The following is an 18598-nucleotide window of genomic DNA, read 5'->3' on the forward strand; positions in this document are numbered from 1 at the left end:
ACATGCCGTACGACTCGCCCTATCGGGGGATGAACCGGTCACGGAACGGTTAACCGAAGCAACCTCAGCGGGCGTCGGGCTCCGGCTTCAAGCGCCCCAAGGCGGCCTTGGTTGCGTCAGACGCACCGAAGGCCGCCTTGGGTGCGTCAGACGCACCCAAGGCCACATTGGGGCGCTCGGGACCGGCCTCAGCGGGCGTCGGGTTCCGGGTTGTGGCCCGCGCGGGCCAGGAAGTCGAAGTCGCAGCCTTCGTCCGCTTGCGTGATGTGTTCGCTGTAGAGCGCGCCGTACCCCCGCTCGAACCGCGGCGCGGGTGCCACCCAAGACTCACGCCGCCGCGCCAGCTCCTCATCGGACACCTCGAGCCGCAGCACCCGCGCAGGCACGTCCAGGGTGATCAGGTCGCCGTCGCGGACCAGGGCCAGGGGACCGCCCACGTGCGACTCCGGGGCCACGTGCAGCACGCACGCGCCGTAGCTCGTGCCGCTCATCCGCGCGTCGGAGATGCGGACCATGTCGCGCACCCCGGTGGCGAGCAGGTGCGCGGGGATCGGCAGCATCCCGTACTCGGGCATCCCCGGCCCACCCAGCGGGCCGGAACCGCGCAGCACCAGCACCGAATCCGCCGTGATCGTCGGGTCGTCGATCCGCTTCTTGAGGTCCGCGTAGTTCTCGAACACGACCGCCGGGCCGGTGTGCGCCAGCAGGTGCGGCTCGGCCGCGATGTGCTTGATCACCGCGCCCGACGGCGCCAGGTTGCCGTGCAGCACGGCGACCCCGCCCTCGGCCGCCACCGGGTTCGCCCGCGGCCGGATGACGTCGTCGTTGTGCACGCGCGCCGAAGCGAGGTTCTCGCCGAGGGTGCGCCCGGTGACCGTGAGGCGCTCGGGGTGCAGCAGGTCGGTCAGCCGCGACAGCAGCCCCGGCAGCCCGCCCGCGTAGTAGAAGTCCTCCATCAGCCAGTCGCCGCCGGGGCGGATGTTCGCCAGCACCGGCACGCGCCGGGCGAGCACGTCGAAATCGGCCAGTGACACCGGGATCCCGCTGCGCCCGGCCATCGCGATCAGGTGGATCACGGCGTTGGTCGACCCGCCCAGCGCCAGCACCGTCGTGATCGCGTCGGCGTACGCGCGCTTGTCCAGGACCCGCGTGATCGTCAGGTCCTCCCAGACCATGCCGACGATCCGCGCGCCGCTCGCCGCCGCCATCCGGTGGTGCGCCGAGTCGACGGCCGGGATCGACGCCGCGCCCGGCAGCGTCATGCCGAGCACCTCCGCGGCCGACGTCATGGTCGACGCCGTCCCCATGGTCATGCAGTGGCCCGGCGAGCGGGCGAGGCCGCGTTCCAGTTCGGACAGTTCGGCGTCGCCGATCAGCCCGGCGCGCTTGTCGTCCCAGTACTTCCACATGTCGGTGCCGCTGCCGAGGACTTCGTCGCGCCAGTGCCCGCGCAGCATCGGCCCGGCCGGGACGAAGATCGCGGGCAGCCCCGCGCTCGCCGCGCCCATCAGCAACGCCGGGGTCGTCTTGTCGCAGCCGCCCATCAGGACGGCGCCGTCGATCGGGTAGGACCGCAGGATCTCCTCGGTCTCCATGGCCAGGAGGTTGCGGTAGAGCATCGGCGTCGGCTTCTGGTAGGTCTCCGACAGCGTCGCCACCGGGAACTCGAGCGGGAAGCCGCCCGCCTGCCAGACCCCGCGTTTGACCTGCTCGGCGCGTTCGCGCAGGTGCATGTGGCACGGGTTGATGTCCGACCACGTGTTGAGGATGCCGATGACGGGTTTGCCGAGGTGCTCCTCCGGGTTGTAGCCGAGCTGACGGCTCCGGGCGCGGTGGCTGAAATCGCGCAGATCGTCGCCGCCGAACCACCGGTGGCTGCGGAGCTCCTCTGGGTTCCTCATGCGATCCAGTATGGCATCTGATATATGATCTCGCGGTCCTGGTTGAATGGGCTCCGACACGACGAGGGAGCGCGCCATGACCGGGACGTTCAGCCTGCCCGCCTCCCGGACCGAGGTGGTCCTGGAGGAGATCCGCCGCGGCATCCTGACCCGGGAGCTGGTGCCCGGCCAGCCGCTGGTCGAGGCGGAGCTGGCCGCGCGGCTCGGCGTGTCGAAGACGCCGGTCCGCGAAGCGCTCAAGGTGCTCTCCAACTCCGGCCTGGTGACGTTCAGCCCGTACAAGGGCGCTTCGGTGGTCACAGTCGACGCCGAACTCGCGAAGTCCGTCTACGACGTGCGGATGGTCCTGGAACCGGAAGCCGTCCGCCGGACGGTCGAGCAGCGCGACCCGGCCCTGCTCGAAGACGCGGCGGAGGCGCTCAAGGAGGCGTCGACGGCGATCGCGGACAAGGACCAGGCCGCGCTGAGCTTGCTCAACCGCCGCTTCCACCGCGCCCTCTACCGCGGCTGCGGCAACCCGCTCATGGTCACCATCCTCGACGACCTCAAGGACCGCGCGGCCCTGATCAGCGTCGTCGGCTGGGAGGCCAACCCCAGCTGGAAGAAGGAGTGGACCGAGCACAAGGCGGTGCTGGCGGCGGCGAAGAAGGGGGACGCCGAGGGCGCCGCGACCCTGCTGCGCGACCACATCGGCGGGTTCCTGGACCGGGTGCTCAAGGCCATCGGATGAGGCTGCTGCTGATCTCGGACACCCACCTGCCCGCCCGCGCCCGCGCGCTGCCGGAGCAGGTGTGGGCCGAGGTCGACGCCGCGGACGTCGTCGTGCACGCGGGCGACTGGGTCGAGGTCGCCCTGCTCGACGAGCTGGAGGTGCGCAGCAAGCGGCTGATCGGCGTCTACGGCAACAACGACGGCCCGGCGTTGCGCGCGCGGCTGCCGGAGATCGCTCGGGCGGACCTCGACGGCGTCCGGCTGGCCGTGATCCACGAGACCGGCGCGAAGCAGGGCCGTGAACAGCGGTGCGACGCGCTCTTCCCGGACACCGACGTGCTGGTCTTCGGGCACAGCCACATCCCCTGGGACACGACGACGCCCGCCGGGATGCGGCTGCTCAACCCGGGTTCGCCGACCGACCGGCGGCGCCAGCCGTTCTGCACCTACCAGACCGCGCGCGTCGAGAACGGCGAGCTGACCGGCGTCGAGCTGCACGAACTGCCCCGGAGGGGGTAGACAGGTCCCATGGATCCGGCATGGGCGTTGCGGGAGATCGCGTTCCAGCTCGAGCGCGCGGGGGAGCCGACCTACCGCGTCCGCGCGTTCCGGAACGCGGCCGCGACCGTGGACAAGACCGGCGCCGAGCAGCTGGCCAAGATGGCGGAGAACGGCACGCTCACGTCGTTGCCGGGGATCGGCAAGGCCACCGCCGGCGTCATCGAGGACGCGCTCGCCGGCCGTGACCCGGAGTACCGGTCGAAGATCGTCGAGAAGAAGCTGCCGGACGGCGAGCCGCTGCGGTCGGCGTTGCGCGGCGACTGCCACACCCACTCCGACTGGTCGGACGGCGGCAGCTCGATCGGCGAGATGGCCGTCGCGGGCCGCGACATCGGGCACGAGTGGATGGTGCTGACCGACCACTCGCCGCGGCTGACCGTCGCGAACGGGCTCTCGCCGGACCGGCTGCGGACGCAGATGCAGATCGTCGCCAAGGCCAACGAGCTGATGGCGCCGTTCCGGCTGCTGCACGGCATCGAGGTCGACATCCTCGACGACGGCTCGCTCGACCAGGAAGAGGAGCTGCTGGGGCAGCTGGACTTCGTCGTCGCGAGCGTGCACTCGAAGCTGCGGATGCCGGCTCGGGACATGACGCGCCGGATGCTCGCCGCGGTCCGCAACCCGCACGTGCGGGTGCTGGGGCACTGCACGGGACGCCTGGTCGTCGGCCGCGGCCGTCCGGAGTCGGAGTTCGACGCCGAAGCGGTGTTCACCGCGTGCCGCGAGAACGGTGTCGCGGTGGAGATCAACTCCCGCCCGGAGCGGCTCGACCCGCCGATGAAGCTGCTGCGCCTGGCCGCCGAGATCGGCTGCGAGTTCGCCATCGACAGCGACGCGCACGCGCCGGGCCAGCTCGACTGGCAGCCCTACGGCTGCGAGCGCGCGGTCAAGGCGGGCATCGGGCCGGAGCGGATCATCAACACGCGCACGGCGGACGAACTGCTCAGCCGCTGATCTCGAGGACGGGGTGCTTCGCCGGGTCGAGCCAGCGCAGGAGGACTTCGAGGTCGGCTAGTTCGATCGCGACGCAGCCCGCGGTCGGCCTGCCGTCGGTGACGTGCAGGAAGAACGCCGACCCGGCTCCGGGCACCACGGGGTCGCGGTTGTAGTCGATGACGACGGCGCGGGCGTACACCGCGCCCGCAGCGCCGAGGTTCTCCCCGGCGGCCTCGTCGAACGGGCAGGTGCCGGGCGCGCCGGAGAAATGCGTGTTGTAGTAAGGGGAATCGACGTCGGAGACCCACCAGTCCGACGTCGTGACCACGCGGTAGGGCAGCCGGGTCTCGGCCGGGGAAGTCCCGAACGCCTCGGTCAGCGGCCACACCCCGGCGGGCGTGTGCGACGTCGATTCGCTCGCCCGCCCGACGCCGTCTTTCCCGATGTGCGCGGGAATCGGGCCGTGCACGCGTCCGGCGTCGTGGTCCCACGCGGTGAGCACCGCCGCCGCCGGACCGGCGACGACGGTGATCACCTGACGGGTCATCAGTTGATGGTGTAGGAGTCCCCGTAGACCTTCCACTTGAGCGGGGTCTTCAGGTCGAAGTTGCCCGCGTTGAGGAAGACCAGCTGCTCGGTGTCGACGCGGGAGGTGTCGGCGTGGGCCTCCTCCTGCTTCATGATCACCTTGCGGGCGTCGAGGAACGCCTTGAGGTAGGTGGTTTCGTTGCCGCCCTGGGCCGGCGTCTTCGCCTTCTGCATGGCCGTCCGGCGGATGCCGCCGAAGCTGTCCGAGCTGGTGCCGGGGCCGTGCATGACGATGGCGTCGTAGTAGATGAACTGGCCGAGGGTGCTGAGGCCGTCGGACTTGCCTTGGTTCACCGCGGGGTTGAAGTAGACGCGGTCGCGCTCGTTGTTCTGCGCGGTCTGGAACGCGCTGGTGGCGGCGGCCTGCTTCCACGCGCTCTCGAAGGCGGATCCGAGGCCTGCGTGCGAGTCCGTTCCGTTCACCTTCCGCAGCGCAGGCAGGAACTTGGCGAGGGGGTTGTTCGGCACGGCGTTGGTGTAGGCCTCGACGAGTTCCAGCATGTCACCGGTGCCCGAGCAGAAGCCGATGATGCCCGCGGTGTAGCCGCGGCCGTCGCCGATGTCCTCGATGTACTTGTACTGCGCTTTCCAGTCCAGCGACGAGTTTTCCGCGCTGGAGACCAGCTTCATCGCGATTTCCTTCTTGGCGGGGGCCGAAAGGTCCCCGACGGCGCGGACGGACGCGCCGGCCGCCAGGGGAGCGGGGGCCGCGGAGGAGAACGCGGGGGTGGTGACCACCAGGGCCGCGACGGAGGCCGCGCCGAGCGCGCCGACGAGGACCGGCCGCAACTTCTTGCTCATGGGAGGAGTCCCTTTCCGAGGGTGCGCCGTGGGGGATCACGGCGGTTTCGGGTGGTGCGGGTGGAGCTGCGGCGTAGCGACACGGTAGCGGAGGGTCAGCGGGTCCACAAGAGGCGGAATTCGTTCATGTTCGTGAACGGTCCAGACCATCGGAGGAGGTCCTCAAAGGACGGACGTCCGGCCGCCGCGGGTGGCGCGTCTTGAATGAGTCATTCAGGACCTCCGAAGACTTGAATGACTCATTCAAGACGCTGCCGCGGCGCGACCCTTCCGCGAAGGCGTGCGGTCAGCGAGCCCCGGCGAAGAGGCGGATGACGTCCGGCAGCACGTTCACCGGGATCGTCGGGTCGATCGCCCGCTGCACGCCGAGGCCGATGCCCAAGCTCAGCAACGCCGTCGCGGCGTCGTCGGCCGACATCGGGAGCGTGATCCCGAACCGCTCGGCGTACCCGCTCAGCAACCCCGCGATCGTGTCGCGGATCGCCTTGTCGCGCGCGGCCAGCTCGGCGCGCACGTGCGGGTTGCGGCGGGCGTTCGTGGCGAACTCGACCTCGAGCGCCGTCCACGCCTCGTCGCCGATGCTGCGCTCGGCCCACGTCTGGAACGCCGCCAGCAGCCCGTCTACCCCTTCCGCGCCGACCAGCGCCTCCGCGACCAGCGTGACCTGCTCGTCGTGGATCCGGTCGAGCACGGCCAGGCACAGCTCGTCCTTGTTGCGGAAGTTCGAGTACACCGCGCCCTTCGAGTACCCGGCCTCGTCGGCGACCTTCTCCAGCGACGTCACCGAATAGCCGTCGCGCAGGAAGAGCAGCTTGGCGGTCTCGATCAGCTGCTCGCGGGTGCGCGCCTGGCTTTCCGCGCGGGTGAGTCGGGCCATGGGTGCCACTCTAGCGAGCCTCGGAATCGGGGTACCGATGGTATTGAGATACTGATAGTCTCCGAAAATGCGCGACTTCGACGTTCTCGTCATCGGTGCCGGGGCCTCCGGGCTCGGGGCCGCCATCCGGCTCGGCCAGGCCGGGGTCGACGACCTCGCCGTCCTCGAAAAGGCCGCCGACCTGGGCGGAACCTGGCGCGACAACACCTACCCCGGCTGCGCGTGCGACGTCCCGTCCGCGCTGTACTCGTACTCCTTCGCGCCGAACCCCGGGTGGACGCGCGCGTTCGCCGGGCAGGCCGAGATCCGGGCCTACCTGCGCGACACGGCCGAGCGCTTCGGCGTCACCGGCAAGATCCGCTACGGCGTCGAGGTCACGCGGGCGCGGTGGAACGCCGTCGACGCGCGGTGGGAGCTGGAGACGTCGCAAGGGCCGTACTCGGCGCGGATCCTGGTCGCGGGCACCGGGCCGTGGCACGAGCCGAAGATCCCCGGCCTGCCCGGCCTCGACGGCTTCCCCGGCGAGGTCTTCCACTCCTCGCGGTGGAACCACGGCTACGACCTGACCGGCAAGCGCGTCGCGGTGGTCGGGACGGGCGCGTCCGCGGTGCAGTTCGTGCCGGAGATCGTGCCCCGCGTAGGCAGGCTGCACCTGTTCCAGCGCACGGCGCAGTGGGTGCTGCCGAAGCCGGACCACCACGTCCCGGGCGTCGAACGGTTCCTTCTGCGGCGGTTTCCAGCCCTGCAGCGCGCGTTGCGCAGTGCCGAGTACGGCGCGATGGAGACGCTCGGCTTCGGGTTCCGCCACCCGTGGCTGCTGCGGCAGGTGCAGAAGATCGGCCTCGCGCACCTGCGGCTGGCGGTACGAGATCCGGCGCTGCGGGCGGCGTTGACCCCGGACTACACGCTCGGCTGCAAACGTTTGCTGATGTCGAATACGTATTACCGATCGCTCACGTCGTCCACTGTGGACGTCCATCCGACGGCGGTGCGGGCGGTCGAGGGGAACCGGGTGCGCGGCGCGGACGGCTCGTCGGCCGAGGTGGACGCGATCATCTTCGGCACCGGCTTCCACATCCTCGACATGCCGGTGTCGGCGCGCGTGTTCGACGCGGACGGCCGCAGCCTCGACGACCACTGGCGGGGCAGCCCGCAGGCGTACGCGGGCACGACGGTCGCCGGGTTCCCCAACCTGTACCTGCTGCTCGGGCCGAGCCTGGGCACCGGGCACTCGTCGGCGTTCATGATCCTCGAGGCGCAGCTGCGCCACACGGTCGCGGCGGTGACGCGCACGCTGCGTTCGGGCTGGACGTCGCTCTCGGTGCGCCCGGAGGCCCAGGCGGCGTTCAACGCGCAGGTGCAGGCGGCGCTGCCGGGCACCGTGTACCAGTCGGGCGGCTGCTCCAGCTACTACACGGATGTCAACGGGCGCAACAGTTTCAGCTGGCCGTTCTCGACGGGACGGCTCCGGTCGCAGGTCGGGGCGTTCGACGAAGCGGACTACGAAATCGGGAGGATCCATGCGGTTCGGTGAGCGGTACCCGGCGATCGATCCGCGCGGCGCGGTGGTCGTGATCACCGGCGGGGCACGCGGGATCGGCCGCGCGACGGCGGCGGAGTTCGCCGCCCGCGGCGCGACGGTCTGCGTCGGTGACCTGGACACGGCGCTGGCGTCGCGGGTGCCGGACGCGCACGGGTTCCCGCTGGACGTGACGGTCCGCGCGTCGTTCGACGCGTTCGCCGCGGCGGTGACCGAGCGGTTCGGCCGGATCGACGTGCTGGTGAACAACGCGGGCGTGATGCCGCTCGGCGACTTCCTCGAAGAGCCCGACGAGGTCGGCCGGACCACAGTGGACGTCAACGTCCACGGCCTGGTCCACGGCTTGCGGTCGGTGCTGCCGGGGATGATCGCGCGGGGGCGCGGGCACGTCGTGAACGTGGCGTCGATGGCGGGCAAGATCCCGCTGCCGGGCATGGCGGTGTACAACGCGAGCAAGTTCGCGGCCGTCGGCCTGACGGCGGCGGTGCGGCGCGAATACGCGGCGACGGGGGTGAGCGTGAGCGCGGTGCTGCCGAGCGCGGTCCGCACGGAGCTGGCGGCCGGGGTGCGGCTGGGCGGGGCACTGCCCACAGTGGACCCGGAGGTGGTGGCCCGCGCGATCGCGGGAACGCTGCGGACGCGCCGGGCGGAGACGGCGGTGCCGAGGTGGCTCGGTACGTGGGACCTCCTGGCGGCCCTGACCCCGGAACGCGTGATGTCACTGGCCCGCGCCTGGATCGGCGACGACCGGGCGCTGACGCAACTGGACCCCGCGGCCCGCGCGGCCTACGTCCGCCGGATTTCCGCCCAGCTGCGGTGAGGTCGCCTGGTGGTCGTGAGTGGCAATTAGGGTTCTAACCCGAATCCCCACTCACGACCACCAGGTGAGCCCCGCGGATCGTCAGAGGGTTGCGAACCTGATGCCCGCCTTCGTCAGCCGGTCCACCAGGGCGTCGCCCATCGCCGTCGCCGTGGTCACCTGGCCCGCCGTCTCCGGCAGGTCGTCCAGCGCCAGGCACATCGCCGACTCCGCCAGCATCTTCGCCGTCTCGTCGTAGCCCGGGTCGCCGCCCGACACCTCCGTCACCACCCGGGACCCGCCGCCCTCGCCGATGAACCGCACCGAGAACCACGACCGCGCGCGCCGCTCGGGGCTCGGCCCGTCGCCCGGGGCCAGCAGCCGCGAAAGCCCGCGCCGCGCCGGTGGGACCTGCGCCGCGGCGAACAACGCGCCCACCCCGAGCGCGCCGCCCGCGAGCACCGGCAGGTGCCGGACCGCCGCGAAGTGCCGGTACGTGAAGTCCGGCCCGTACCGTTCGGACGCGGCCGCCGAGCGCCGGACGATCGCGGGGTCGATCGTCGGCAGCGGGACCGCCCACCAGCCCGCGTCCGCCACCCGGTGCGGGCGCCCCAGCGGGGCCCGCGTGAACCGTCCCGCCGGGCGCGGCTCGGCCGCCGCGCGCTCGCGCGCCACCCGGGCGCCGGCCTGCAGCCGCGACATCACCGTCAAGGCGCTGAGGAACGTGCCGCCGGACGGCATCCCGCTCGCGCGCACGTACCCGTCGACGCGCAGCGGCACGCCTTCCGGCAGCTGCCGCACGGTGAACCACGCGCCCAGGTCGTGCGGGATCGAGTCGAACCCGCACGCGTGCACCAGCCGTGCCCCCGTCTCGCGGGCGCGCCGGTCGTGCGCCAGGTACATCCGGTCGACGAACTCGGGTTCGCCGGTCAGGTCGACGTAGTCGGTGCCTGCCTCGGCGCACGCCGCGACCAGCGGCTCGCCCCGCTCCAGGTACGGGCCGACGGTCGTGATCACCACCTTCGCCGCTTCGGCGACCGCGCGCAGCGACGCCGGGTCACCGGAGTCGGCGACGAGCAGGTCGAGCGAGGCGAACCGGTCGTCGATCGCGGTGAGCTTCGTCCGCACGGCTTCGAGCTTTTCGCGGCTGCGCCCGGCCAGCGCCCAGCGCAGCTCCGCGGGCGCGTGGCGCGCCAGGTACTCGGCGGTCAGGCCGCCGGTGAACCCGGTGGCGCCGAACAGGACCACGTCGTGCGCGCGCATGTCTCCTCCAGGGGACGGCAACAGCGCCCAGGTTACCCGCCGGTCACTTCCGGTCGCCCGTGTAGACGGCGGCGGCCGCCGCGGCCGCGACCCCGCTGATGACGTCGCTGATCCGCCGCGGCATCGCCTCGTGCGTGTCGGCCATCCACGCCCGCACCTGCGCCCGGCCGAGCTCCGGTTCGCACAGGTCGTCGACGCCGGCGGTCCACGCCAGCAGCGCGAGGCACGCCGAATGCGGGTCGGGCCGCTCGACGCCGAACACCGCGGACCGCGCCTTGCTGCGCGCCGCCGTCGAGACGAGCAGGTCGGCGGGCGGGTAGCGGTGTCGCCGGCGCAGGAGCACCCGATCGGGGGTCCGCCGGACGAGGCCGAGCGCGACGAGGTTTTCCGCGACGAGCGACGGCAGTTCTTCGCGGAGGTGCCCGATCCAGTCGCGTACGGGGTGCGCCCGCTTTTCCGAAACAATTTCGGAAAAGACGTGGTCGATCGTCGGAATGCCCGGCGGTCGTGTCGCGATCGTGCGGATCTTCCGGTCTTCGACGGTGATCCGGTCGGTGAACAGCAGATCGCACAGCACCGCTCCGGCCAGGCCGATGCCCAGCGACGTCCGGCTGAGCACCGGGCGGCCGGAGAACTCGTCGTGCCCCAGGAAGAAGAAGGAATCGACCAAGGTGAGCCGGCGCATGACGGAAAACGGCCCCCTGGGCGGTCGCGGTGCGGGAATCGAAGATAGCGGTCCGGCCTCGTGCGGCTTTCGGTGCCGTCCCGTTTTACCCCGAACGGACGTACCGCCGCCGGGCGCCCTGCCCCTACGCTGGGGCACCGCCGCCAAGATCACCAACGGCGCGGGGGAAGGTCCATGGGAACCCACACGCCGGGGCGTCGCGGCCTCGGCAGCAGGCGGCTCGGTGCCGCGCAGATCGTCTTTTTCGTCGTGGCGGCGGCAGGTCCGCTGTACGCGATCGCGGGCGGGGTTTCGGCGACGTACGCGGTGACGGGCAGCATCGGCGTGCCGTTGTCGTTCGTGCTGCTGGCTCCCGTGCTCGCGTTGTTCGCCGTCGGCTACGCCGCGATGAGCCGGCACGTCACCAACGCGGGCGCGTTCTACCCCTATGTGGCGCACGGGATCGGGCGGTCGGCCGGGGCCGGCGTCGCTTACGTGACCGTGCTCGCCTACAGCTCCATCCAGGTCGGCGTCTACGGCCTGTTCGGGCTGTCCCTCTCGACGTGGCTGGACGCGGTGTTCGGGCTGAGCGTGCCGTGGTGGCTCGCCGCGCTGCTGATGGTGCTCGTCGTCGGGGCGGGCGGGGTGCTGCGGATCGACCTCAACGCGAAGGTGCTCGGGGTCGCGCTGGGGCTCGAGGTCGCGGTGCTCGTGGTCGTGGACGTCGCGATGTTCAGCCACCCGGACGGGGGAAGCGTTTCCCTGGTCCCGCTCTCGCCGTCGAGCCTCTTCACCGCGGGTGTCGGCGCCGTTTTCGCTTTCTCCATCGCGGTTTTCACCGGGTTCGAGGGCGCGGCGACCTACGGCGAGGAGTGCCGCGACCCGCGCCGGACGGTCGGCCGCGCGACCTACATCGCGATCGGCCTGACGGCGGTGCTGTACATCGCCTCGTCGCTCGGGATGGCGGTCGCGACCGGTCCGGACCACGTCGTCGAGCGCGCCGCCGCCGAGGGACCCGGGCTGCTGTTCGGCCTCGGCGGGCAGTACGTCGGCACGGCGTTCGCGGACACGGCGTACGTGCTCTTCCTGACCAGCCAGTGCGCCGCGCTGCTGAGCTTCCACAACGCCGTCGCGCGGTACTTCTTCGCGCTCGGCCGGGAAGGGCTGCTGCCGGAGGGGTTCAGCCGCACGAGCAAGCGCACCGGTGCCCCGATCGGCGGGTCGCTGGTCCAGACCACGATCGCGTTCGTCGTCGTCGCGGTGTTCGCGCTGGTCGGCCGCGACCCGTTCACCGACCTGTTCACCTGGACCGGGGTCACCGCCTCGACCGGCGTCACGATCATCATGGTCGCCGTTTCGCTGTCGGTGCTCGGGTTCTTCGCCCGCCGGCCCGGCCGGGAGACGTGGTGGCGGCGGCGCGGCGCACCCGCGCTCGCGGCGGTGACGCTGACCGCGGTCCTGGTGCTGATCATCGTCAACTTCGACGTCCTGCTCGGCCCGGCCGGCGCGATCCCGGCGTTGCGCTGGGGCCTGCCGGGGCTCCTTCTGCTGGCCGGTCTCGTGGGCTTCTTCCGCGGCGAGGCGTTGCGCACCCGCCAGCCGGACGTCTACGCGGGCATCGGCGGGCCGCTGCGCGAGGACGACGAGCCGGTCCTGGACCCTCGGTGAGCGACGTCCGCGCCGCCGCACCGTCCGAACTGGACACCGTGGTGGGTGTCCTCGTCGCCGCGTTCCAGGACGACCCGGTGAGCCGCTGGGTGTTCCCGGACGACGAGCGCCGCCGCGCCACCGCCCACCCGGCGTTCTTCCGCGCCATCGCCGAAGCGGCGTTCGCGGCCGGGTTCGTCGACGTGACCACCGACCACTCGGCGGCGATCCTGTGGCTGCCCGGCGGCGACGATGGCGACGACGCCCCGATCGCCGGGCTGGACGCGGGCGAGCACGGCAGGCTGGCCACCCTGCTCGGCATGATGGCCGAGCGCGAGCCGCCCGGGCCGCTGTGGCACGCGCAGTTCATCGGGGTCCTCCCCGCGCGGCAGCGCCGGGGCGTCGGCGCGCGGCTGCTGCGGCACGGCCTCGCGCGGGCCGACGGCGAGGGCGTGCCCACCTACCTGGAGGCCAGCTCGCCGGACAGCGTCCGGCTCTACCGGCGGCTCGGGTTCGGCGACCACGGGCCCGCGTTCGCGCCGCCGGGCGGGCCGCCGATGCGGCCGATGCGGCGTCCCGTTACCGACGAGTACAGTGCCCCCTCGAAGGCGAGGAGGAAGCCGTGACCGAACGCTTCGGCAGCTACCAGAACGAGCTCTACCTGCAAGGACTCGGTGGTCAGCTGCCGCCGTGCTCGACCGACGCGACGAAGCTCGAGGCGTCGGCCCGCGAGGTCATGGCGCCCGGCCCGTTCTCCTACGTCGCGGGCGCGGCGGGCTCCGGCGCGACCGCCCGCGCCAACCGCGAGGCGTTCGACCGCTGGCGCGTCGTGCCGCGGATGCTCACCGGCGCGACCGACCGCGACCTTTCGACGACGGTGCTCGGCACCCGCCTGCCCGCGCCGGTGGCCGTAGCGCCCGTCGGCGTCCAGTCGATCGTGCACCCGGACGCGGAGTCCGCGACCGCACGGGCCGCGGCTTCGGTCGGCCTGCCGTTCATCCTGTCCACGGCGTCGTCGACCGGCATCGAGGACGTCGCCGCGGCCAACGGCGACGGCCCGCGCTGGTTCCAGCTGTACTGGCCCGGCGACGCGGACGTCTGCGCGAGCCTGCTGGCGCGGGCGAAGAACGCGGGCTACACGGCGCTGGTCGTCACGCTGGACACGTGGACGCTGGCCTGGCGACCGTCCGATCTCGACCAGGCGTACCTGCCGTTCCTCAACGGCGAAGGGCTCGCGGTGCCGTTCACCGACCCGGTGTTCCGCGCCCAGCTGCAGAAGACGCCGGAGGAGGACCGCGGGACGGCCATCCTGACCTGGATCGGGATGATCACCGGCACCGACCGGACGTGGGACCAGCTGCCGTTCCTGCGCGAGCACTGGGACGGCCCGATCGTGCTCAAGGGCATCCAGCACGTGGCGGACGCGCGCCGCGCGGCCGAGGCGGGCATGGACGGCATCATCGTGTCGAACCACGGCGGCCGCCAGGTCGACGGCGCGATCGGCGCGCTGGAGGCCCTGCCCGGCATCGTCTCGGCGGTCGGCGACCGCGTGGAGGTGCTGTTCGACTCCGGCATCCGGACCGGCGCGGACGTGCTCAAGGCGGTCGCGCTGGGCGCGCGGGCGGTCCTGGTGGGACGCCCGTGGGTGTACGGCCTGGCGCACGCGGGCGAGGACGGCGTCCGCCACGTGCTGCGGAGCCTGCTGGCTGACTTCGACCTGACGATGGGGTTGTCCGGGCACCGCACGCTCGCCGACCTGGGTCCGGACTCGCTCCAGCGGACGTGAGGTAACGAATCGGGAAATCCCGGGACAGCCCGGGAGCCGCCCGCTACTGTACGAGTCCCATCGCGGGCCGTCGGGGGCGGCCTGCTCCTCATTCTCTTTCCCGTTGGGGGTTTCCCATGTCTTCGATCATGACGCGGATCGGCATCCTCTTCGCCGTCCTCGGCTTCGGCTCGCTCATCCTCGAGCAGTTCGACTACGAGTTCCGGCTGATCGCCTGGGCGAGCGACATGCAGCCGTTCTTCGGCATCATCCTCGGCGTCGTCGGCCTCGCGCTGGTCGGCGGCGCGGCGGCGATGAACCGCGCGAAGCCGGCGCCGCAGCCGCAGGTCGCCCAGCAGCCGCCCGCGCCGCAGCAGCAGTACCCGAACCAGCCCCAGGGCTGACCCGGTAGCGCCCCAACGCTGATCCCGGCCCGAGCGCCCCAAGGCGGCCTTCGGTGCGTCAGACGCAACCAAGGCCGCCTTCGGTGCGTGAGACGCAACCAAGGCCACATTGGGGCGCTCGGGGCCGGTCCGGGTGGGGCCGGTCACGCGGCGGGGATATTCGGAAGCCCGGGTCGTCACGCACGGCTATCCTTGGTCCGAGTATGTCCACGCCATCCCCCCTCGAAGCGCTGCGTGCGCGCCTGCCCGAGCTGATGCCGCGCGACCGGCAGCGGCTGCGCCGGCGGCTCGAAGGTGCCCGCAAGGCCCGCAACCGCGACGCCGTCCTGCAGCAGATCGCCGCCGACGTCGACGCCGCCGAGCTGCGTGTCCAGTCGCGGCGCGAGAGCGTGCCCAAGATCGAATATCCCGAAGAGCTGCCGGTCAGCAAGCTCAAGGACGAGATCGCCGCGGCCATCGAGAAGCACCAGGTCGTCATCGTCGCGGGGGAGACCGGCTCCGGCAAGACCACCCAGCTGCCGAAGATCTGCCTCGAGCTGGGCCGCGGCGTCCTCGGCCAGATCGGGCACACGCAGCCGCGGCGGCTGGCCGCCCGTACCGTCGCCGACCGGATCGCCAGCGAGCTCAAGACCGAGCTCGGCGAGACCGTCGGCTACAAGGTGCGGTTCACCGACCAGTCCGGGCAGGACACGCTGGTCAAGCTGATGACCGACGGCATCCTGCTGGCCGAGATCCAGACCGACCGGTCGCTGCGCCAGTACGACACGCTCATCATCGACGAGGCCCACGAGCGCAGCCTCAACATCGACTTCATCCTCGGCTACCTCAAGCAGCTGCTGCCGCGCCGCCCGGACCTCAAGGTCATCATCACCTCGGCGACCATCGACCCGGAGCGCTTCTCGAAGCACTTCGACGACGCGCCGATCGTCGAGGTCTCCGGCCGGACGTACCCGGTCGAGGTCCGCTACCGGCCGCTCGTCGACCCCGACGCGCCCGAAGAAGACGAGCGGGACCAGACGCAGGGCATCCTCGACGCCGTCGAGGAGCTGTGCGCCGAGGGCCCGGGCGACATCCTGGTGTTCCTCTCCGGCGAGCGCGAGATCCGCGACACCGCGGACGCGCTCAACCGCGCGAACCTGCGCAACACCGAAGTCCTGCCGCTGTACGCGCGGCTGTCGGCGGCCGACCAGCACCGGGTGTTCCAGTCGCACACCGGGCGCCGGGTCGTGCTCGCGACCAACGTCGCCGAGACGTCGCTGACCGTGCCGGGCATCAAGTACGTCGTCGACCCGGGCACCGCGCGGATCTCGCGCTACAGCCACCGCACGAAGGTGCAGCGGCTGCCGATCGAGCCGGTGTCGCAGGCCTCGGCGAACCAGCGCAAGGGCCGCTGCGGCCGCACGTCCGACGGCATCTGCGTCCGGCTCTATTCCGAAGAGGACTTCGAGAGCCGGCCCGAGTTCACCGACCCGGAGATCCTGCGGACCAACCTCGCGTCGGTCATCCTGCAGATGACGTCGCTGGGCCTCGGCGACATCGCGGCGTTCCCGTTCGTCGAGCCGCCGGACCGCCGCCAGGTCGCCGACGGCATCGGGCTGCTGCAGGAGCTGGGCGCGTTCGCCAGCTCGAACGCCGACCGCGAGCTGACCGACATCGGCCGCAAGCTCGCGCAGCTGCCGGTCGACCCGCGGATGGGCCGGATGGTGCTGGAGGCCGCGAAGAACGGCTGCGTCCGCGAGGTCATGATCATCGCGGCCGCACTGTCCATTCAGGACCCGCGCGAGCGCCCGGCGGAGAAGCAGCAGGCGGCCGACGCCCAGCACGCGCGGTTCGCCGACCCGACGTCGGACTTCCTGGCCTACCTGAACCTCTGGGAGTACGTCTCGGAGCAGCAGAAAGCGTTGTCGGGCAACCAGTTCCGCCGCATGTGCCGCACCGAGTACCTGAACTACCTGCGCCTGCGCGAGTGGCAGGACATCTTCAGCCAGCTGCGCCAGCTGGCCAAGCCGCTCGGCATCGCGCTGAACACGACCCCGGCCGACCCGCAGCGCGTGCACACCTCCCTGATCGCCGGGCTGCTCTCGCACATCGGGCTCAAGGACCCGGCGAAGGGCGACTACCTGGGCGCGCGCGGGGCCCGCTTCGGCGTGTTCCCCGGGTCGGCGCTGTTCAAGAAGCAGCCGCGGTTCGTGATGTCGGCCGAGCTGGTCGAGACGTCGCGGCTGTGGGCGCGGGTGAACGCCCGGATCGAGCCGGAGTGGGTCGAGCCGCTCGCGCAGCACGTCGTCAAGCGGAACTACTCCGAGCCGCACTGGGAACGCAAGCAGGGCGCGGTGATCGCGACCGAGCGGGTGACGCTCTACGGCGTCCCGCTGGTCGCCGACCGCCGCGTCAACTACGGCCGGATCGACCCGGAGCTGTCGCGGGCGATGTTCATCCGGCACGCGCTCGTCGAGGGCGACTGGCAGACGCGCCACCACTTCTTCGCGGAGAACCGGGCGCTGCTGGAGGAGGTCGAGGACCTCGAGAACCGGGCGCGGCGGCGCGACATCCTGGTCGACGACCAGACGCTGTACGAGTTCTACGACGCGCGGGTGCCCGCGGACGTCGTTTCGGTGCGCCACTTCGACAGCTGGTGGAAGAAGGCTCGGCACACCGACCCGGACCTGCTCTCGTTCGAGAAGTCCATGCTCATCAACGAGAACGCGGGCGGCGTGCGGGAGTCCGACTACCCGGACTCGTGGACGCAGGGCACCCAGGTCTTCAAGCTGACCTACCAGTTCGAGCCGGGCGCGGACGCCGACGGCGTCACCGTGCACGTCCCGCTGCCGGTGCTGAACCAGGTGACGCCGGACGGCTTCGACTGGCAGGTGCCGGGCCTGCGCGAGGAGCTGGTGACGCAGCTGATCAAGTCGCTGCCGAAGGCGTTGCGGCGCAACTTCGTCCCGGCTCCGGACACCGCGAAGTACGTCCTTTCGCGAGTGTCCCCTTCGGACGGTCCGCTGCTCGAGGTGCTCGGCCGCGAGCTGCGTGCCCTGCGCGGGGTCACGGTGCCGTACGCGGACTGGGACCTCGCTTCGGTGCCGGAGCACCTGAAGATGACGTTCCGCGTGGTCGACGAGCGCGGCAAGAAGGTGGCCGAGGGCAAGGACGTCGAGGGGCTGCAGCGGCGCCTGGCCCCGAAGGTCCGCGCGACGATCTCCAAGGCGGCCAACACGCTCGAGAAGGCCGGGCTGACCAAGCCGTCGTTCGGTTCGCTGCCGAAGGTGTTCGAGTCGACGCAGCGCGGGCACGACGTCAAGGCGTACCCGGCGCTGGTCGACGAAGGCGCGTCGGTCGCGGTGCGGATGCTGGACACGCCGGGGCAGCAGGAGCACGCGATGTGGGCGGGCACGCGGCGGATGCTGCGGCTCAACCTGAACTCGCCGATGAAGTTCATCACGCGGTCGCTGTCGAACTCGTCGAAGCTGGTGCTCAACCGCAACCCGCACGGCAGCGTGGCGGCGCTGCTCGAGGACTGCGTCGACTGCGCGGTGGACGCCCTGATGACGGCGGCGGGCGGTCCGGCCTGGGACGAGGCGGGCTTCGCGGCGCTGCTGGAGAAGGTCCGGGCCGGCCTGCACCCGGAGGTGCTGGAAGTCCTGACGCAGGTGGAGAAGATCCTCCGCGCGGCGAACGACGTGGAGGTCGCGCTGTCGAGCGCGCGGGGGCCCGCGGAGTCCCTTTCGGACATTCGCGCGCAGCTTTCCGGCTTGGTGTACGCGGGTTTCGTGACGGCGACGGGTGCTTTGCGGTTGCGGCACGTGGTGCGCTACCTGCAGGGGATTTCGCGCCGGTTGGAGAAGCTGCCTTCGGAGCCGACGCGGGATCTCCAGCGGACGGCGGACATCGCCTGGATCACCGGGGAGTACCGGGAGGCGCTGGCTTCGCTCCCGCCGGGGACTTCGTCACCGGCGTTGAACGAGGTGCGGTGGATGATCGAAGAGCTGCGGGTGTCGTTCTTCGCGCAGACGCTGGGAACGGCCCATCCCGTGTCGCTGAAACGGATCACGAAGGCCATCGACGACGCACTGGCGTGAGGTCCGCCGGGTATGTCCGGCTCGGAACTTCCGGCGGTTGACCGCAGGCGTACGGGCGTCAA

At 71.5% G+C, this 18598-nt stretch carries 16 protein-coding genes; 10 read left to right on the forward strand and 6 right to left on the reverse strand.

What is annotated here, in order from left to right:
• Positions 1 to 188: 188 nt before the first annotated feature.
• Positions 189 to 1901, reverse strand: coding sequence for an L-arabinonate dehydratase (gene araD, locus QP939_RS27115; protein ID WP_285449006.1), 1713 nt, complete (start codon positions 1899 to 1901; stop codon positions 189 to 191).
• Positions 1902 to 1977: 76 nt separating this feature from the next.
• Between araD and QP939_RS27120 the strand changes: the two genes are divergently transcribed.
• The 3 genes from QP939_RS27120 to QP939_RS27130 are packed head-to-tail and all read left to right on the forward strand — an operon-like array spanning position 1978 to position 4127.
• Positions 1978 to 2631 carry a GntR family transcriptional regulator gene (locus QP939_RS27120; protein ID WP_285449007.1) on the forward strand — a complete coding sequence of 218 codons (654 nt, stop codon included), beginning with the start codon at positions 1978 to 1980 and terminating at the stop codon, positions 2629 to 2631.
• A complete protein-coding gene (locus QP939_RS27125) occupies positions 2628 to 3131 on the forward strand; it encodes a metallophosphoesterase family protein (protein WP_285449009.1) in 504 nt (167 codons plus the stop codon). Before QP939_RS27120 ends, QP939_RS27125 begins: the two co-directional genes overlap by 4 nt.
• A gap of 9 nt (positions 3132 to 3140) precedes the next feature.
• On the forward strand, positions 3141 to 4127 hold the full coding sequence (locus QP939_RS27130; protein ID WP_285449011.1) for a PHP domain-containing protein: 987 nt from the start codon (positions 3141 to 3143) through the stop codon (positions 4125 to 4127).
• On the opposite strand, the gene QP939_RS27135 is transcribed toward QP939_RS27130, so the two are convergent.
• The 3 genes from QP939_RS27135 to QP939_RS27145 form a co-directional block, all read right to left on the reverse strand.
• Positions 4117 to 4656 (reverse strand): L,D-transpeptidase family protein, encoded by a 540-nt coding sequence (locus QP939_RS27135; RefSeq protein WP_285449012.1) that lies wholly within the window; start codon positions 4654 to 4656, stop codon positions 4117 to 4119. The two genes, QP939_RS27130 and QP939_RS27135, sit on opposite strands and share 11 nt — an antisense overlap.
• Positions 4656 to 5498, reverse strand: a complete 843-nt coding sequence (locus QP939_RS27140) for a chitosanase (RefSeq protein WP_285449014.1) — start codon at positions 5496 to 5498, stop codon at positions 4656 to 4658. The genes QP939_RS27135 and QP939_RS27140 overlap by 1 nt, the downstream gene beginning before the upstream one ends.
• 286 nt (positions 5499 to 5784) lie before the next feature.
• Positions 5785 to 6375, reverse strand: coding sequence for a TetR/AcrR family transcriptional regulator (locus tag QP939_RS27145; protein ID WP_285449016.1), 591 nt, complete (start codon positions 6373 to 6375; stop codon positions 5785 to 5787).
• A 67-nt stretch (positions 6376 to 6442) separates the two neighbouring features.
• On the opposite strand from QP939_RS27145, the gene QP939_RS27150 reads away from it, so the two are divergent.
• The gene (locus tag QP939_RS27150) at positions 6443 to 7909 is read left to right on the forward strand and encodes a flavin-containing monooxygenase (protein WP_285449018.1); all 1467 of its coding nucleotides are present in this window, start codon (positions 6443 to 6445) and stop codon (positions 7907 to 7909) included.
• Positions 7896 to 8735 carry an SDR family oxidoreductase gene (locus QP939_RS27155; protein WP_285449019.1) on the forward strand — a complete coding sequence of 280 codons (840 nt, stop codon included), beginning with the start codon at positions 7896 to 7898 and terminating at the stop codon, positions 8733 to 8735. The genes QP939_RS27150 and QP939_RS27155 overlap by 14 nt, the downstream gene beginning before the upstream one ends.
• An 81-nt stretch (positions 8736 to 8816) precedes the next feature.
• Here QP939_RS27155 and QP939_RS27160 read toward each other — a convergent pair whose 3' ends face one another.
• Complete coding sequence (locus tag QP939_RS27160) at positions 8817 to 9977, reverse strand: saccharopine dehydrogenase family protein (RefSeq protein WP_285449021.1); 1161 nt, start codon at positions 9975 to 9977, stop codon at positions 8817 to 8819.
• 43 nt (positions 9978 to 10020) lie between these two features.
• Entirely contained in the window at positions 10021 to 10662 is a 642-nt protein-coding gene (locus QP939_RS27165; protein WP_285449023.1) for a GOLPH3/VPS74 family protein, read from the reverse strand.
• Positions 10663 to 10836: 174 nt separating this feature from the next.
• On the opposite strand from QP939_RS27165, the gene QP939_RS27170 reads away from it, so the two are divergent.
• From QP939_RS27170 to hrpA, 5 genes are all read left to right on the forward strand, one after another.
• Entirely contained in the window at positions 10837 to 12309 is a 1473-nt protein-coding gene (locus tag QP939_RS27170) for an APC family permease (protein ID WP_285449025.1), read from the forward strand.
• Positions 12306 to 12914 carry a GNAT family N-acetyltransferase gene (locus QP939_RS27175; protein ID WP_285449026.1) on the forward strand — a complete coding sequence of 203 codons (609 nt, stop codon included), beginning with the start codon at positions 12306 to 12308 and terminating at the stop codon, positions 12912 to 12914. Before QP939_RS27170 ends, QP939_RS27175 begins: the two co-directional genes overlap by 4 nt.
• Entirely contained in the window at positions 12911 to 14074 is a 1164-nt protein-coding gene (locus QP939_RS27180; RefSeq protein WP_285449027.1) for a lactate 2-monooxygenase, read from the forward strand. Before QP939_RS27175 ends, QP939_RS27180 begins: the two co-directional genes overlap by 4 nt.
• Positions 14075 to 14190: 116 nt before the next feature.
• The gene (locus tag QP939_RS27185) at positions 14191 to 14457 is read left to right on the forward strand and encodes a hypothetical protein (protein ID WP_285449029.1); all 267 of its coding nucleotides are present in this window, start codon (positions 14191 to 14193) and stop codon (positions 14455 to 14457) included.
• 203 nt (positions 14458 to 14660) lie between these two features.
• Positions 14661 to 18536, forward strand: coding sequence for an ATP-dependent RNA helicase HrpA (hrpA, locus tag QP939_RS27190; RefSeq protein WP_285449030.1), 3876 nt, complete (start codon positions 14661 to 14663; stop codon positions 18534 to 18536).
• The last annotated feature ends 62 nt before the right edge of the window (positions 18537 to 18598 follow it).

Source organism: Amycolatopsis nalaikhensis (genome assembly GCF_030264295.1).
Classification (GTDB): domain Bacteria; phylum Actinomycetota; class Actinomycetes; order Mycobacteriales; family Pseudonocardiaceae; genus Amycolatopsis; species Amycolatopsis nalaikhensis.

Excerpts from the sequence above, each read along its gene's own strand:
- araD (WP_285449006.1), bottom strand. The coding sequence starts at position 1,901 with ATGAGGAACCCAGAGGAGCTCCGCAGCCACCGGTGGTTCGGCGGCGAC.
- QP939_RS27120 (WP_285449007.1), top strand. The coding sequence starts at position 1,978 with ATGACCGGGACGTTCAGCCTGCCCGCCTCCCGGACCGAGGTGGTCCTG.
- QP939_RS27125 (WP_285449009.1), top strand. The coding sequence starts at position 2,628 with ATGAGGCTGCTGCTGATCTCGGACACCCACCTGCCCGCCCGCGCCCGC.
- QP939_RS27130 (WP_285449011.1), top strand. The coding sequence starts at position 3,141 with ATGGATCCGGCATGGGCGTTGCGGGAGATCGCGTTCCAGCTCGAGCGC.
- QP939_RS27135 (WP_285449012.1), bottom strand. The coding sequence starts at position 4,656 with ATGACCCGTCAGGTGATCACCGTCGTCGCCGGTCCGGCGGCGGCGGTG.
- QP939_RS27140 (WP_285449014.1), bottom strand. The coding sequence starts at position 5,498 with ATGAGCAAGAAGTTGCGGCCGGTCCTCGTCGGCGCGCTCGGCGCGGCC.
- QP939_RS27145 (WP_285449016.1), bottom strand. The coding sequence starts at position 6,375 with ATGGCCCGACTCACCCGCGCGGAAAGCCAGGCGCGCACCCGCGAGCAG.
- QP939_RS27150 (WP_285449018.1), top strand. The coding sequence starts at position 6,443 with ATGCGCGACTTCGACGTTCTCGTCATCGGTGCCGGGGCCTCCGGGCTC.
- QP939_RS27155 (WP_285449019.1), top strand. The coding sequence starts at position 7,896 with ATGCGGTTCGGTGAGCGGTACCCGGCGATCGATCCGCGCGGCGCGGTG.
- QP939_RS27160 (WP_285449021.1), bottom strand. The coding sequence starts at position 9,977 with ATGCGCGCGCACGACGTGGTCCTGTTCGGCGCCACCGGGTTCACCGGC.
- QP939_RS27165 (WP_285449023.1), bottom strand. The coding sequence starts at position 10,662 with ATGCGCCGGCTCACCTTGGTCGATTCCTTCTTCTTCCTGGGGCACGAC.
- QP939_RS27170 (WP_285449025.1), top strand. The coding sequence starts at position 10,837 with ATGGGAACCCACACGCCGGGGCGTCGCGGCCTCGGCAGCAGGCGGCTC.
- QP939_RS27185 (WP_285449029.1), top strand. The coding sequence starts at position 14,191 with ATGTCTTCGATCATGACGCGGATCGGCATCCTCTTCGCCGTCCTCGGC.
- hrpA (WP_285449030.1), top strand. The coding sequence starts at position 14,661 with ATGTCCACGCCATCCCCCCTCGAAGCGCTGCGTGCGCGCCTGCCCGAG.